Raw genomic sequence first — 13,163 nt, 5'->3', positions numbered from 1 at the left:
CTGACGCCGCTAACCGCGTGAACACCATGCAATATGTATCGACCAGAGGCAGCGCACCCGCGCTCGATTTCGAAGGCGTCACTTTGGCGGGCCTCGCCAAGGATGGCGGGCTGTATCTGCCCACCGAATGGCCGCGTTTTAGCGAAGCAGAAATCGCCGCGATGGCCGGGCTGTCTTATCCAGAACTCGCCACGCGCGTGATGATGCCTTTCGTAGGCGATAGCCTCACCGAGGACGAGCTGCGCGGTTTGTGCGAGCAAGCCTATGGCCGCTTTGCCCATGACGCGGTGACGCCCCTGGTCCAGCTGGATCAGCAGCAATGGCTGCTTGAGCTGTTCCATGGCCCCACGCTGGCGTTCAAAGATGTCGCGCTGCAATTGCTTGGCTTGCTGTTTGAGACCTTCCTTGGTCGCTCCGGCAAACGGCTAACCATTGTTGGCGCGACCAGCGGTGACACAGGTTCGGCCGCGATTGATGCGGTTGCTGGGCGCGAAGGCGTGGAGATATTCATGCTGCACCCGAAAGGCCGGGTTAGCGAAGTGCAGCGCCGCCAGATGACGACGGTGCGCGCGCCCAATGTTCACAATATCGCCATCGAAGGCAGTTTTGACGACGCTCAGGCGATGGTGAAGCGCATGTTCGTGGACGAGGCGCTGACCAGCCGGATGCAGATCGGCGCGGTCAACTCGATCAACTGGGCGCGGCTGATGGCTCAGGTCGTGTATTATTTCGCCGCCGGACTTCAGCTGGGCGCGCCGGGGCGGGCCGCCGCCTACAGCGTGCCGACCGGCAATTTTGGCGATGTGTTTGCGGGTTATGTCGCGCACAAGATGGGGCTGCCGATCAAGCAGCTGATCGTCGCCACCAATGTGAACGATATTCTTCACCGTGCGCTGACCAGTGGGGATTATTCAGCAGGCACTGTGACGCCAACCGCCACCCCGTCGATGGATATTCAGGTCAGCTCCAATTTTGAGCGCTTGCTGTTCGATTGCGGCGGTCGCGATGGTGCGGCCTTGGCAGAGCAAATGCGCGGGTTTGAGAGCGCACGCGCGATGCAGCCGACCAATGCACAGCAAGAAGGCGCCAGCGGGCTGTTCGTGAGCGCGCGGACCGATGGCGACGAGATGGCGCAGGCGCTGCGCTGGGCGTATGAGCATGCTGGGCAAGTGCTGGACCCGCACACGGCGATCGGCCTGCACGCTGCGCGGATAAGTGATCTTGATCCCTCAGTGCCGATTGTCACCTTGGCGACAGCCCATCCGGCGAAATTCAGCGATGCGGTGGAGCGCGCCACAGGCATGCGGCCCGCGTTGCCCGCGCGCGTCGGGGACCTATTTGCGCGCGAGGAACATTACACTGAACTGCCCGGCGATTATGAGGCGGTGCGCGATTTCGTTTCAGAGACTGCTGCGACCGACTGATGGCGCAGCTGGCCCGTGATCCGCTGGTAATGGAATGCGCCGGGTGGGACGCTTACCGCCTGCTCGACAGCGGGGATGGGCGCAAGTTTGAGGCGTTCGGCCCGCATTCCTTCATTCGGCCAGAACCGCAGGCCATGTGGCGCCCGCGGATGGTTGAATGGGATGCGGACGGTGAATTTGTGCCGGGATCGGACGAGGATGGCGGCGGGCGCTGGAGTTTCGCCCGCGAAGTGCCAGAGGTTGGCTGGGCGCTTGGTTGGAATGAAGCGCGCTTTACCGCCCGCCCGACCCCGTTTCGCCATTTGCAGTTCTTCCCTGACATGGCCCCTGTGTGGGATTGGATGCGCGGCATGCTGGGCGAACAGACAGAGGCGGAGACGCTCAACCTGTTTGGCTACACCGGTGTGGGTAGTCTCGCTCTCAGCCAGCATGGCCGGGTGACGCATGTCGATGCCTCGAAGAAATCCGTTGCTCAGGCGCGCGAGAACGCTGCGCTGTCCGGCATGGAAGAGCGGCCCATCCGCTGGCTGGTAGATGATGCGGCGAAATTTGCCGCGCGCGAGGTTCGCCGTGAGAAGCGCTATGACGGGATCATCCTCGACCCGCCCAAATTTGGACGCGGCCCCAAAAGCGAGACTTGGCGTCTGGAGGAGAATCTTCCGGGACTGATCAATGACTGTGCCAAACTGCTCGATGACAAAAGCCGCTTCCTGTTCCTGACGGTCTATGCTGTGCGGATGAGCAGCCTTGCGATTGCAGGCCTCCTCGAAGAGGCGATGTGCGATCTGCCTGGAACCATCGAATTTGGCGATTTGGCCGTGCGGGAAGAGGGCCACAATCCGCGCTTGCTTCCGACGGCTATCTTTGCGCGTTGGGGCAATCCATGATCCTGCCCGCCGCTGCGTTTCTCCTGTTCGACGAACCGGATATGTCGGTGACCGATTCTCCGCCGCTTATATTCAGCGTGGCCGACCTCGATTCGGGCAAGTCGCTCGCTGAGATCCAACTTTGCACCGATAGTGTGGAGCATGTTGCGATCGATTTTTCCGATCGAGAGCAGCGATATGTCGTCAATTTCACCCTTGCTGATGCAGCCGCGCAAAAACTTGCCGAGGTAACCACGCGTTACGTTGGTTTTTACGCGCCTCTCCTGATTAATGGTGAGGTGATTTCCAAGCCCGTTATCAATCAGCCGATCACCGGCGGTATGATGCAGGTCACCGGCGGCGATACAATTGCCGACGCAGAACAAATTGTGCAGTCCGCCCGCGGACGCTGCGCTCTCCCGAAAGCCAAAGACAAATGAACGATTCGCTGATCCTGGAAGTTGCCGATCTGGAGACGGATGTCCTCACCGGCATTTACTCCGAAGAAACGGGCAAGCCGCAGCCGCTGCGCATCACCATCAATGCGCGCTATGATGTCTCCGATCATTACGACGCCGACACGCCGCTCGAGGCGAGCAAGAACTATATGGATTTGAAGCATGCGGCGGGTGAAGGCCTGCCCGCAGGCGTGCATTTCAAACTGATCGAGGCGGTTGCTGACCATATTTGCGAGACCTTGTTTGTTCAGGACGTGCGCGTTCAGGCCGTCACGGTGAAAATCGTGAAGCTTGCCATTGCCGAGGCGAATGAGAAAATCGGCATCACCTTACACCGGGAACGCGCCGCTTGGGAAAGCCGCAAGGTATGAGCGTTTCCGGCATTCAGGCGGTTCAGCATATCGCAGAGCTGCCTGATAGCGCTTTGAATGCGAGCGCTTATGTCTTGAATGAACAATTGGGCGCGGTTCGCGCAGTCTTAAACGAAGACGGTGTGAGCGCATTGGCGATCGTTTTGCCAGCCGCCGGTCCAGACCATTCCGATTGGCGTTTGGCATTGGCGCGGGATTTGGCCCGCGAATTCGCGCCTCAGCGGGTGAATGTGGTTGCGCGCGGCAGCGAAACGGCGACTCAGGCGTTGCTCACCTATTTAGAGGGTGCACCCGGCGTCACGGGGCACTACCTTGAGGCGCATGAATGAGATTTCCGCTTCGAACCGCGCGCGGGTACGCGACATTTTGACGCTCGGTTCGCCTGCGCCTCTGGTCGACGCATTTCAACGACGGATCACCTATCTGCGCTTGTCTGTGACGGATCGCTGCGATCTGCGCTGTTCCTATTGCATGCCGGAGCAGATGAAATTTCTGCCTCGCCGCGAAGTGCTGACACTGGAAGAGCTCTATCAACTCAGCATCGGCTTTATCGAGCGCGGCGTGACGAAGCTCAGGATCACGGGCGGCGAGCCGTTGGTCCGCCGCGATATTATCGACCTGTTCAGCGCACTGGGACAGCGGATTGGTAGCGGGTTGGAAGAGCTGACCCTTACGACCAATGCGACGCAGCCGACGCGTCATGCGGAGGGGCTGGCGAAAGCTGGGGTCAAAAGGGTCAATATCTCGCTCGACACTTTGGACCGCGCTCGCTTTGCTGAGCTGACCCGGCGCGATGCCTTGCCTCAGGTGTTGGAGGGGATCGCCGCTGCAAAAGAAGCGGGGCTGAAGGTTAAGTTGAATGCGGTTGCGCTGAAAGGCATTAATGAGGGCGAGCTGCCTGATCTCATCGCGTGGGCGCATGGCGCGGGCCATGACGTGACGCTGATCGAGGTGATGCCGCTGGGCGATGTCGAGGAAGATCGGATCGACCATTATCTGCCGCTGACGGATGTTCGCGCGGAATTGGAGCGACGCTGGACGCTCACCGACAACAGCCAATCCACCGGCGGGCCTGCGCGTTACGTCGATATTGCGGAAACAGGTGGCAGGCTGGGCCTGATCACCCCGCTTACCAACAATTTTTGCGCTGGATGCAATCGCCTGCGCGTGACCGCCACTGGCCAGCTTTATCCTTGCCTTGGCGGCGGCGAACGGGTCGACTTGCGTGCAGCCCTGAGATCGGATGACCCGGTATCAAATCTTGAACTTGCGCTGAGCGAAGCAATGGCGATCAAGCCGGAAAAACATGACTTTCGGATTGATACGCGCGGGGCAGAGCCGCATCTGGCCCGCCATATGTCGATGACCGGAGGCTGAGCATGGCGGTGCGAATTGTGTTTTTAGGGCCTTTGCGCGATCTGGCTGGCGAAGACAGCCGCGAGGTGCCTGCACCGCTCGATTGGGCGGGGCTGCTTAGCGCAGCCGGGCCGCAAGTTGCCGAACAATTGAACGAGCAGCGGGTCAATGTTGCCTGCGCGGGAAAAGTGCTGGCCGACAAAACTACGCTGAATGCCGAGGACGGCGATGAGGTTGCGTTGCTGCCGCCTGTTTCTGGCGGGTAGAGGGCGGTGAAAGACGTCCGTCTCCTCACATCACCATTCATTCCCGGTACGCTGATTGGGCCATTCACCAATGCGCACCCTGGCCTCGGCGGCGTTTGCACCTTCGTTGGCGAGGTGCGCGGCGAGGCGGATATAGAGCTGCTGGAACTGTCGCATTATGAACCGCTCACATTGCCGAGCATGGAAGAGCTCGCGCAGCAGGCGGTCGCGCGATTCGATTTAATGGGCATTCTGATGGTTCACCGGGTCGGCGCGATGCGTCCGGGTGAGCCCATTGTTTGCGTTTCAGCGGCGGCAAAGCACCGGCGCGGGGCAATTGATGCGGTCGATTTTGCGATGGACCATTTGAAGAGCGCAGCCTGGTTTTGGAAGCGCGAGAAGCGAAACGGCGCATGGCATTGGATTGAGCCGCGCGCGGACGATTATACTGATCTCGCGCGCTGGTCTGACTGATTTTTTCGTAAAAAATTTCGCAGTTTGATCTGGATCAAAGTCGCGGGCGAGTCGCTGGGCTAATTCCCTTCTCAAGGAAGGAGAATACCCATGAGCAAACATATTCAAGAACAACTCGAGGCTGGTAAAGCGGCCATTGTTGAGGGACCTGAGCAAGAGCGGTCAGCGGTCCGCCATCAAGTTGAGGTTGATCGCAGTTTTGAGCTGCCCGTCAGCCTGCATATGGCGACCGTTGCCTGTTATCTGGCCTTCATCGCAATCACTTTTGCTGCATTCAGCACACCGGGACTGGTCATCCCGATGGCTATCTTCACTGTCTTTATCTTTGGCATGTTCGGCGTGCCCGCGATTTGGACCCGGCTCTCGTCCGATAACCCTTCCAAGCCGATGGATATGGGCAAGTTTGCTCGCGAAGGGATCATGACGAACACAGGCCGTCTCGCCCCGCGCGATGCCGCCATTCAAGTTCTTATTCTGCCGGTTCTCATCGTGCTTTGGGGCCTCGCGGCGGTGACCATAGCTGCGCTGGTTTAACCCACCTTCCTTGCGGAGAGGGCCTGCAGGTGCGCGGGGTCGACAAGTTCGATCCCGCGTTTGCCTGTGCGGCGGATGGCGCCGTCCTTTTCAAGCTCACTGAGTTTGCGGCTGACGGTTTCAATCGTCAGGCCCAGCATATTGGCGATTTCTCCGCGGGTCAGCGGCAGTTCGAAATGGTCCGCTGGATGGCAAGGCGATTGGCTGGCGGCCTGCGCAAAGTCATGCAGCAGACGAGCGAGCCGCGCCTTCGCGCTGGCATGAGCGGTCAGCTCCAGCAGGCTGCGGGTGGAATGCAGATCCTCCTGTGACCGGCGCAGCAGCGCCTTTGCGAGCGCAGGATACTCATCAATCGCACGGTTGATATCGACCTTAGCAAAAGTGCACAGCTTGCTCTCGGTCAGGGCGATCACATCGTGATGGGCGAAGGGAGAGAACAGCTCTCCGATAAAACCCGATGGATGGACCAGGGCGAGGATCTGTTCATTGCCGTCCCTATCGACGGCGGACACTTTGAGCGCGCCCGAGACGAGCGTCGCACAGGCCATATCTTCATCACCAGCAGCGAACAGCATTTCCCCACGTTTGAGCACCCGCGTGCGCCCAGCGGCGGCGAGAGCATCGCGTTCTTCTTCACTTAGTACAGAGCACGCGGCGCTATCTCTCACAGGGCAGGACGCGCAGGCGAGGTTCATTGCGAAGCAAGCCTGCTGAGTTCGCCTAGAATTCTGTCCTGAGCATCCACTTGCGCAGCGATACGGTCGCGCAGCTCCGCGATTTTCTGGTTAACGGTAAATTCGCTGGAGGTCTGGGCATAGATCAGGTCAATGTCCGCTAGCGCAATGGCCGAGGTGCTGCGTTTGGCGGTGAGGTCAGCCAAGGCCACCTGAGCCGCTGACCATTGGTTGCTTGATTGCGAGGCGCCTCTTGCCGCTCTCACAGAACTCTCAGCGGACGGCAAAGCGGATTGAAACGCTGCATATGCCGCATCGGCCCGCGCTTCGATGGCGGGCAGACCCGCCATAATGGCAGGGGCCGCAACTGGAGCAGGCTCTGTGCTGGGGACTGGCTCAAAACTGCCAGCGAATCGCTCTGCATCGCGCACCGCGAGCGAGGGATATTTGTCTCCGCTGCCTGCACAGGCGGACAAAGTGGCGGCAAACATTGCGGCGATCCCAAATAGTTGAGCGCGTTCTTTCAACTCAGTAACTCTCATCAATTTCGCGTCATATCCCAGCATTGCGCGGGTTTTACCACGCATTTGGGTTTGCGCCAGCGCCAGTCCGGCAAAAAACAAGTCTGTCATTACCGGTTCTTGCGTTGACTTGGCGGCATCGATCCCTTAACGGCGTGCCTCTTTCCAGCGCTGCAAAATCGCGGCGCGGTATTTTGCGTCTTGTCTGTGTGTGTATTCGCATGGGTTAAGGCACAGCTTTAGATCGAGAGTAACAAGCCATGTTCGCAGTAGTGCGCACGGGCGGCAAGCAATATCGGGTTGCCGCCGGAGACAAGATTGCCGTTGAGAAGCTCGCTGGTGAAGCCGGCGACACTGTTACGCTGGGCGATGTCCTGCTAGCGGGTGAAGGCGAGACAATCGCTGACGCGTCGAAGGTCACCGTTTCAGCGGAGATCATCGCACAAGCCAAGAGTGAGAAGGTCGTCGTTTTCAAAAAGCGTCGCCGTCACAACTATCGCCGCAAGGCGGGCCATCGTCAGCAAATGACGCTGCTGCGCATCACTGATGTAGGCGCGGGCGCTGCGAAGAAGGCACCGGCTAAGAAGGCTGCTGCTCCAAAGGTAGACGCTAAGCCAGCGGCTGAAAAGAAAGCGGCTCCTGCGAAGAAGCCAGCAGCCGAGAAGAAGGCTCCGGCCAAGAAAGCAGCGGCGCCAAAAAAGGCCGCAGCCGACAAGAAGCCAGCCGCGAAAAAAGCTCCTGCGAAAAAGGCACCGGCTAAGAAAGCCGCGCCTAAAGCTGACAAGAAGTAAGGAACACAAACCATGGCACATAAAAAAGCAGGTGGTTCATCCCGTAACGGTCGCGACTCAGCGGGTCGCCGCCTTGGCGTGAAAAAGTACGGCGGCCAGGACGTGGTTGGCGGCAACATTATCGTGCGTCAGCGCGGTACGAAGTTCTATCCGGGCACCAATGTCGGCATGGGCAAGGATCACACCCTGTTCGCGACCGAAAATGGCGTTGTGCGATTCCACAAGGGTAAACTCGGCCGCAAATACGTGTCTGTCGACATGCTAGCGGAAGCAGCTGAATAACCGGACGGTTCAAAAACAGGATCGTCCCACGGGGCGGTCCCAGCCGATGACACAATCGGCGATGTAGAGGAGAAGGGCCACCCCAGTTTGGGGGAGCCATCTCCCTCTTCTCGTTTCTCCCTCACAAACACGCAGGATACGAATTCTGCGGCCACGAAACTGTCATGTGCGGCCCATAATGGGGCGGCGCAGGGCAGGACGGATTGAGAGGAGAGACCTCATGTTCCATCGCAGCCAAAGATTGCTGTTGAGACCGATCTGGCCAGAGGATTGGCAAGGTGTCTTTGCCGGCATCGCCGATGAAGGTGTCGTGCGCAATTTGGCGCGCGCTCCCTGGCCCTATCAGGAAAAGGACGCGCGCGAATTTGCGCAGCTTCCGATCAATCCGCTATATCCGCGCTTCCTGATAACGCGGGCCCGCGACGCGGTGGTTGTTGGATGCATCGGGATTGACGCGATGGATACCGATACGCCGGAGCAAACCGTTGAGCTTGGCTATTGGATCGCGCGGCCGTTTTGGGGGCAAGGTATCGCCACAGAAGCGGGTCGCTCCATGCTCGAAGTTGCAGCCTCTTTGGGCCATAAGTCGTTGGTCGCCTCACACTTTCTCGACAATCCAGCCTCGGGTGCGGTTTTGCGCAAGATCGGCTTTCAGCCCACCGGCCAAGTGTCGACGCGGCATTCGTGCGGACGCGGCGAAGCGGCAAAAGTGGCGGAATATGCGCTGGAACTGGACGAAGAGCCCTCGGTGATCAGCAAGGCCGCTTAAGCGCTAAGCGACGCAATCGAATAAACAAAACCCCGACGCCCACTACAGGTGCCGGGGTTTTGTATTCGGAAGGCATGGGGCTGAAGGCCTTAGCCGATTCTATTCCGCAGGCATTACCGCGTCAGAATAGGGGCTTTCCCATTTCTGGATCAGCTCGCGGTCATCGTGATCCCACGGGTGGAAACTGGGCTTCAGGATAGCCACCCATTCGATGAACATGCGCCGCATCATGCCGGGCTTCCACCACAGGAAGGCATAGAGCTTCCATTTGGCTTGCCGCTTTGTGTAGCCGTCTTGCTCAAGCAGGCCGATCGCATCACGGATGCGGTTGCCGAAATACTTCTTGGTAATGAGAGCCGCAATCAGGGCGCGGGTCTTATAGCGCTTCCAAGCGCTCCAGTCCTTCGTCACATGCTCCCAAACATCGTAGACGAGGCCTTTGTGCTCAATCTCTTCGGTCGCATGCCAGCGCCAAACCTCTGCGGCCACCGGATCGGCGCCTTCGAGGTATTCTGGATATTGCAGCAGGTGGCGGCTGATGATCGCGGCGAAATGCTCCAGCGCGATTGTGATCGCTAGGTTGAATTCCTTTGGACGGCCCGCGGTCAGCTCAAGCATGGCCTGAATGCCCTGATCGATGCTTTCGACGTTATAGCCGTGGTCTGAAACCAGCCGATTGAAGGCGACATGTTCGCGCGTATGGTTGATTTCCTGCGTCGAAAAGGCCTTCACCTCGCGTGCCAGTTTCTCCGGGATCTCGTCACGGAACAGGCGCAGGGTGTCGATAAAGAAGGCCTCACCGCGCGGTAGGCTGGCGGAAACCGAATTGTACCAAGCGGTCGCCACCGGATCGCCGGAATGCCAATGGCGCGGCACCATCGCCTTGCGATCGAACCGCTCATTGCGGATAATCAGCTCATGCTCTGCCGGTGTGGCGCTGGAGCGGGCAATGCCGACGTCTTCAGCAGGCTTGTCGAGCGGCTCGGCGCGCTCTAGGTCAATTTTTGAATGTTCGGTCATAATTTAAGAAACTATTAGGGCTTTCCCTTAATGACAAGTCGCAAGCGCTTAACGCCTGAAGAGTCGCGTAGTTCCGCATTAGAAGCGGCGCGCGGCTTACTTATTGAAACAGGGCCACAATCCGTCACTTTAAAGGCGGTTGCCGCACGTATTGGCCGCACCCACGCAAATCTACTGCACCATTTTGGGTCAGCGTCTGGCCTTCAAAAAGCACTGGCGGAGCATCTGGCGCGCACCGTTTGTGAGACGATTATTGAGGCAGTGCGCGCGAGTCGGGCAGGTCTGGGCTCCGCGCGAGAGGTTGTCGATCTGGCGTTTGACGCGTTTGACCGCGAAGGCGCAGGCGCGCTCACCAGTTGGATGCTGCTAACGGGCAACGAAGACGCGCTGCATCCGATTATTGAGACAATTCATGAACTTGTCGATGAAATCGCGCCTGAGGAGGCCGACCATCAATGCAATGATATGCGGGTCCACCGCGATACGCTCAGCCTGGTATTGCTGGCGCTTGGCGATGCGCTGATCGGCGGGGCCTTGGCGAAATCGCTAGGGCTTCCGCGCGATGCCGCGCGCGTGCGGGCGCAGGACATGCTTGAGGCCTCGCTGGCCGAATATCAGTAGGTTATTCGCTGAGCGCGCCGCGCTGCCAATCGGGCAGAGCGTCCGCATTCAAATCCGCCACGCGCAGGTGATCGATGGCGAATCCTAGGTCAGCATGGGCGGCCTTGCGGCGTTTTTCTTGAGACTGATCGAGTGGCACCACTACCAGCCGCCTGTTAACCTTTTGCCGCCAATTCATGCGGGCGGTGTTTTCCTGCCCGATGTAGCACCCCTTCTCGAAACTCACTCCGTGCAATTCGACGGCGTTGGCCTCCAGCCACAGAATATCGGCCATTTCTGCGCGGCCTTCGGGCACACCGCAGGACAGCCGGTGAGCGAGATAGGCAGCGTCAGCGGGCTCTTCGCTATCTGCGGGCCCCAACCAACGCTGGCCCAGTTCCGGCAGGCGCGGGTCGGGCGTGCCCTCATCACCCTCGGCGCTCCAATGCACTGCTCGGCTTTCGTCGCGGGCAATGTCGATCTTGCGGCGCAGGCGGTAGAGGCTGAGGCGTTTGGCGAGTTCAGCGGCAGCCTCCGCCTCGCAATCGAGCAGCAGTGCACCGCCTTCGCCGGGCCAGACGAAAAAATCGGACATGGTCTTTCCCTGCGCCGACAGCAAAGCGGCATAGACCGGCAGATCGCCGCTCACATCGTTCGTCACCAAGCCTTGCAGAAACTCCGCTACGTCCTCTGCCTCCTCGGTCGGGACGAGGCGAACAATCGTGCGGTTGTTAAGGCGGGTTGCGGTCATGATGCAGGGACTTTCTCAGCGAGCCGATTTGCAATGGCAGATGCGATACGCGGACCCAGCTCCGGCCCTTGCACAGGGTAGAGATAGGGTTCGATCATCTCCGCTTCCATAAGCAAGAGCTGCCCGTCCTCGCCGCGAACCATATCAATGCGGGCATACAGCGGGGTGTCAAAGGGCAGGGCGGCGATGATTTTCTGAGCCTGACCGGCTTCTTCATCACTCGGGATGTGGTCGCTTTCCGTCCCGCCATAGAGCGACTGGATCCGGTATTCACCCTCAGCCGCATTCTTGCGCAAAGCGTGGCTCAACGCGCCCTGGATGAAGATGAAGGAGAGCTCGCCCTCGCTCTGGATTGTTGGCAGGAATGGCTGAAGCATCGCCTTATGGCCGAAACGCCAATTCTCATCGGGCATGTGATCGCGGGCGAATATCATCTGTCCTTCTGCGCCCGCGCCGATCTGCCGCTTTACGACCAATTTTTCGCGTTCGAAGCTGTCGATTGCCGCCATGACGTCGTTGCCGTTCACATCGTCCAGCCAGATGGTGGGAATGGTTGCCGCGCCCATGTCTGCCAGCTCTCGCAAATAGGTTTTGCGGGCATTCCAGCGGACGATCTCTGCCGAATTGCACAGCTGGATGCCGCGCGCCTCAAGCGCATCGAGCTTGGTAATGAACTCCTGCGGCTTGTCCTGATAATTCCAGCTGGAGCCGAGCAGAGCGAGCGACACATCGTCAAATTCAGCAAGGTTCGCTTCCCAATCCACTATGCGCAATGCCAGCCCATGATCGGCGAGCGCTTTGGAAAACGCATCGGTCATCAGATCGGATTCGTAGGCATCGCCCCGGCGCTCTCCGCTACCTGGCATAGTAGTCTCGCACGCCAGGAATGCGATTGTGGGTGTGGAAGGTGTCATACCGCGGCCCTAGTTGAGCGAAAGCGGGGTGGAAAGAGGCTGAATGCGGCGCTAGGTCACAAAGCCAATATGACCGATCAAACAATCACAATTCGCCGCCCGGATGACTGGCACCTGCATTTTCGCGATGGCGAGATTATGGAGCAGGTCGTGCCTTACACCGCGCGCCAATTTGGCCGCGCGATTGTGATGCCAAACCTATCCCCGCCGGTGACAGATACGGCGAGTGGCGCGGCCTATCGGGACCGGATCTTGGCTGCGGTGCCGGAGGGCGTAGACTTCACGCCGCTGATGACCTGCTATCTCACCGACGGCACCGATCCGGCAGACCTCGCCCGCGGCGCGGCAGAGGGCGTGTTCACCGCCGCGAAGCTCTATCCCGCCAATGCCACGACCAATTCTGCCCACGGGGTTAGCGATGTGGCAAAGATCTATCCTGTGCTGGAGGCGATGGAGGCATCGGACATCGTCCTATGTGTCCACGGCGAGGTGACGGAAAGCCATATCGACGTGTTCGACCGCGAGGCCGAATTCATCGAGCGTCACATGCGCAGCATCGTGCGCGACTTTCCAAACTTGCGCGTTGTGTTTGAGCATATCACCACCTCGGACGCGGTGGATTTTGTTCTGGCCGAGGGCGATCAGGTTGCAGCGACGATCACTCCGCAGCACCTCCATATCAATCGCAATGCCATGCTGGTCGGCGGGATGCAGCCGCACAATTACTGCCTGCCGGTGGCAAAGCGCGAGGCGCATCGGCTGGCTCTGCGCAAGGCCGCAACCTCAGGCTCGCCTAAGTTTTTCCTAGGCACCGACAGCGCGCCGCATTTGCGCAGCGCAAAGGAAAGCTCCTGCGGATGCGCGGGCATTTTCAACGCGCCATTCGCGCTGGAGAGCTATCTTGCGGTGTTTGAGGAAGAGGGTGCGCTGGAGAATTTCGAAGCCTTTGCCTCGCTCAATGGCCCGCGCTTCTACAAGCTGCCCGTTAGCGATGAGATCACGACATTGCGCCGCGCGCCTGTGATCGTTCCAGACTCAATCGAAATGGCGGGCGAAGAGATTGTCCCCTTCCATGCGGGCGAGACTCTGAACTGGCGGATCGCCGAGTAGGGC

At 59.3% G+C, this 13,163-nt stretch carries 19 protein-coding genes; 14 read left to right on the top strand and 5 right to left on the bottom strand.

Translation table 11 applies throughout. The annotated features are described in order from the left end of the window. Positions 1-26 precede the first annotated feature (26 nt). The 9 genes from thrC to AC0V6M_RS00710 all read left to right on the top strand — a co-directional run bounded on the left by thrC (position 27) and on the right by AC0V6M_RS00710 (position 5,728). Positions 27-1,424: a threonine synthase gene (thrC, locus tag AC0V6M_RS00750; protein WP_486139546.1), complete on the top strand. Its 1,398-nt coding sequence runs from the start codon at positions 27-29 to the stop codon at positions 1,422-1,424. After that, a complete protein-coding gene (locus AC0V6M_RS00745) occupies positions 1,424-2,311 on the top strand; it encodes an RsmD family RNA methyltransferase (RefSeq protein WP_486136957.1) in 888 nt (295 codons plus the stop codon). Before thrC ends, AC0V6M_RS00745 begins: the two co-directional genes overlap by 1 nt. Further along, the gene (locus AC0V6M_RS00740; RefSeq protein ID WP_486136956.1) at positions 2,308-2,730 is read left to right on the top strand and encodes a SecDF P1 head subdomain-containing protein; all 423 of its coding nucleotides are present in this window, start codon (positions 2,308-2,310) and stop codon (positions 2,728-2,730) included. The genes AC0V6M_RS00745 and AC0V6M_RS00740 overlap by 4 nt, the downstream gene beginning before the upstream one ends. Further along, positions 2,727-3,119: a dihydroneopterin aldolase gene (locus AC0V6M_RS00735; protein WP_486136955.1), complete on the top strand. Its 393-nt coding sequence runs from the start codon at positions 2,727-2,729 to the stop codon at positions 3,117-3,119. The genes AC0V6M_RS00740 and AC0V6M_RS00735 overlap by 4 nt, the downstream gene beginning before the upstream one ends. After that, positions 3,116-3,448 (top strand): Rossmann fold domain-containing protein, encoded by a 333-nt coding sequence (locus tag AC0V6M_RS00730; protein ID WP_486136954.1) that lies wholly within the window; start codon positions 3,116-3,118, stop codon positions 3,446-3,448. The genes AC0V6M_RS00735 and AC0V6M_RS00730 overlap by 4 nt, the downstream gene beginning before the upstream one ends. Beyond that, the gene (gene moaA, locus AC0V6M_RS00725) at positions 3,441-4,496 is read left to right on the top strand and encodes a GTP 3',8-cyclase MoaA (protein WP_486136953.1); all 1,056 of its coding nucleotides are present in this window, start codon (positions 3,441-3,443) and stop codon (positions 4,494-4,496) included. Before AC0V6M_RS00730 ends, moaA begins: the two co-directional genes overlap by 8 nt. 2 nt (positions 4,497-4,498) lie before the next feature. Beyond that, positions 4,499-4,741 carry a MoaD/ThiS family protein gene (locus AC0V6M_RS00720; protein WP_486136952.1) on the top strand — a complete coding sequence of 81 codons (243 nt, stop codon included), beginning with the start codon at positions 4,499-4,501 and terminating at the stop codon, positions 4,739-4,741. 6 nt (positions 4,742-4,747) lie between these two features. After that, positions 4,748-5,194 carry a molybdenum cofactor biosynthesis protein MoaE gene (locus tag AC0V6M_RS00715; protein ID WP_486136951.1) on the top strand — a complete coding sequence of 149 codons (447 nt, stop codon included), beginning with the start codon at positions 4,748-4,750 and terminating at the stop codon, positions 5,192-5,194. 90 nt (positions 5,195-5,284) lie between these two features. After that, a complete protein-coding gene (locus tag AC0V6M_RS00710) occupies positions 5,285-5,728 on the top strand; it encodes a hypothetical protein (RefSeq protein ID WP_486136950.1) in 444 nt (147 codons plus the stop codon). Here the strand turns inward: AC0V6M_RS00710 and AC0V6M_RS00705 are convergent. After that, positions 5,725-6,423 (bottom strand): Crp/Fnr family transcriptional regulator, encoded by a 699-nt coding sequence (locus tag AC0V6M_RS00705; RefSeq protein ID WP_486136949.1) that lies wholly within the window; start codon positions 6,421-6,423, stop codon positions 5,725-5,727. The two genes, AC0V6M_RS00710 and AC0V6M_RS00705, sit on opposite strands and share 4 nt — an antisense overlap. After that, positions 6,420-7,034, bottom strand: a complete 615-nt coding sequence (locus AC0V6M_RS00700; protein ID WP_486136948.1) for a hypothetical protein — start codon at positions 7,032-7,034, stop codon at positions 6,420-6,422. Before AC0V6M_RS00700 ends, AC0V6M_RS00705 begins: the two co-directional genes overlap by 4 nt. A 149-nt stretch (positions 7,035-7,183) precedes the next feature. On the opposite strand from AC0V6M_RS00700, the gene rplU reads away from it, so the two are divergent. The 3 genes from rplU (at position 7,184) to AC0V6M_RS00685 (ending at position 8,765) form a co-directional block, all read left to right on the top strand. Further along, a complete protein-coding gene (gene rplU / locus AC0V6M_RS00695) occupies positions 7,184-7,714 on the top strand; it encodes a 50S ribosomal protein L21 (protein WP_486136947.1) in 531 nt (176 codons plus the stop codon). Between the two features lie 12 nt (positions 7,715-7,726). Next, positions 7,727-7,996: a 50S ribosomal protein L27 gene (gene rpmA / locus AC0V6M_RS00690; RefSeq protein WP_472639251.1), complete on the top strand. Its 270-nt coding sequence runs from the start codon at positions 7,727-7,729 to the stop codon at positions 7,994-7,996. A 247-nt stretch (positions 7,997-8,243) separates the two neighbouring features. Then, positions 8,244-8,765, top strand: a complete 522-nt coding sequence (locus AC0V6M_RS00685; protein ID WP_486136946.1) for a GNAT family N-acetyltransferase — start codon at positions 8,244-8,246, stop codon at positions 8,763-8,765. Positions 8,766-8,864: 99 nt separating this feature from the next. On the opposite strand, the gene AC0V6M_RS00680 is transcribed toward AC0V6M_RS00685, so the two are convergent. Then, entirely contained in the window at positions 8,865-9,785 is a 921-nt protein-coding gene (locus AC0V6M_RS00680) for a metal-dependent hydrolase (RefSeq protein WP_486136945.1), read from the bottom strand. A gap of 30 nt (positions 9,786-9,815) precedes the next feature. Here AC0V6M_RS00680 and AC0V6M_RS00675 point away from each other — a divergent pair, with 30 nt between their 5' ends. After that, entirely contained in the window at positions 9,816-10,406 is a 591-nt protein-coding gene (locus AC0V6M_RS00675) for a TetR/AcrR family transcriptional regulator (protein WP_486136944.1), read from the top strand. A 1-nt stretch (position 10,407) separates the two neighbouring features. On the opposite strand, the gene ygfZ is transcribed toward AC0V6M_RS00675, so the two are convergent. Both ygfZ and AC0V6M_RS00665 read right to left on the bottom strand, forming a co-directional pair. Beyond that, positions 10,408-11,136 (bottom strand): CAF17-like 4Fe-4S cluster assembly/insertion protein YgfZ, encoded by a 729-nt coding sequence (gene ygfZ, locus AC0V6M_RS00670; RefSeq protein ID WP_486136943.1) that lies wholly within the window; start codon positions 11,134-11,136, stop codon positions 10,408-10,410. Then, positions 11,133-12,050, bottom strand: a complete 918-nt coding sequence (locus AC0V6M_RS00665; protein WP_486136942.1) for an ATP-grasp domain-containing protein — start codon at positions 12,048-12,050, stop codon at positions 11,133-11,135. The genes ygfZ and AC0V6M_RS00665 overlap by 4 nt, the downstream gene beginning before the upstream one ends. A gap of 69 nt (positions 12,051-12,119) precedes the next feature. On the opposite strand from AC0V6M_RS00665, the gene pyrC reads away from it, so the two are divergent. After that, positions 12,120-13,160, top strand: coding sequence for a dihydroorotase (gene pyrC, locus AC0V6M_RS00660; protein ID WP_486136941.1), 1,041 nt, complete (start codon positions 12,120-12,122; stop codon positions 13,158-13,160). Positions 13,161-13,163 lie beyond the last annotated feature (3 nt).

The organism is Erythrobacter sp. JB3-1 (assembly GCF_057364995.1).
This window is presented reverse-complemented; position numbering and strand designations above follow the sequence as displayed.

Bases quoted from the DNA above. Each gene is read 5' to 3' on its own strand.
- ygfZ (WP_486136943.1), bottom strand. From the start codon at position 11,136: ATGACCGCAACCCGCCTTAACAACCGCACGATTGTTCGCCTCGTCCCG.
- AC0V6M_RS00730 (WP_486136954.1), top strand. From the start codon at position 3,116: ATGAGCGTTTCCGGCATTCAGGCGGTTCAGCATATCGCAGAGCTGCCT.
- rpmA (WP_472639251.1), top strand. From the start codon at position 7,727: ATGGCACATAAAAAAGCAGGTGGTTCATCCCGTAACGGTCGCGACTCA.
- AC0V6M_RS00740 (WP_486136956.1), top strand. From the start codon at position 2,308: ATGATCCTGCCCGCCGCTGCGTTTCTCCTGTTCGACGAACCGGATATG.
- thrC (WP_486139546.1), top strand. From the start codon at position 27: ATGCAATATGTATCGACCAGAGGCAGCGCACCCGCGCTCGATTTCGAA.
- AC0V6M_RS00700 (WP_486136948.1), bottom strand. From the start codon at position 7,034: ATGACAGACTTGTTTTTTGCCGGACTGGCGCTGGCGCAAACCCAAATG.
- moaA (WP_486136953.1), top strand. From the start codon at position 3,441: ATGAATGAGATTTCCGCTTCGAACCGCGCGCGGGTACGCGACATTTTG.
- AC0V6M_RS00745 (WP_486136957.1), top strand. From the start codon at position 1,424: ATGGCGCAGCTGGCCCGTGATCCGCTGGTAATGGAATGCGCCGGGTGG.
- AC0V6M_RS00705 (WP_486136949.1), bottom strand. From the start codon at position 6,423: ATGAACCTCGCCTGCGCGTCCTGCCCTGTGAGAGATAGCGCCGCGTGC.
- AC0V6M_RS00665 (WP_486136942.1), bottom strand. From the start codon at position 12,050: ATGACACCTTCCACACCCACAATCGCATTCCTGGCGTGCGAGACTACT.
- pyrC (WP_486136941.1), top strand. From the start codon at position 12,120: ATGACCGATCAAACAATCACAATTCGCCGCCCGGATGACTGGCACCTG.
- AC0V6M_RS00710 (WP_486136950.1), top strand. From the start codon at position 5,285: ATGAGCAAACATATTCAAGAACAACTCGAGGCTGGTAAAGCGGCCATT.
- AC0V6M_RS00720 (WP_486136952.1), top strand. From the start codon at position 4,499: ATGGCGGTGCGAATTGTGTTTTTAGGGCCTTTGCGCGATCTGGCTGGC.
- AC0V6M_RS00735 (WP_486136955.1), top strand. From the start codon at position 2,727: ATGAACGATTCGCTGATCCTGGAAGTTGCCGATCTGGAGACGGATGTC.
- AC0V6M_RS00680 (WP_486136945.1), bottom strand. From the start codon at position 9,785: ATGACCGAACATTCAAAAATTGACCTAGAGCGCGCCGAGCCGCTCGAC.
- AC0V6M_RS00675 (WP_486136944.1), top strand. From the start codon at position 9,816: ATGACAAGTCGCAAGCGCTTAACGCCTGAAGAGTCGCGTAGTTCCGCA.
- rplU (WP_486136947.1), top strand. From the start codon at position 7,184: ATGTTCGCAGTAGTGCGCACGGGCGGCAAGCAATATCGGGTTGCCGCC.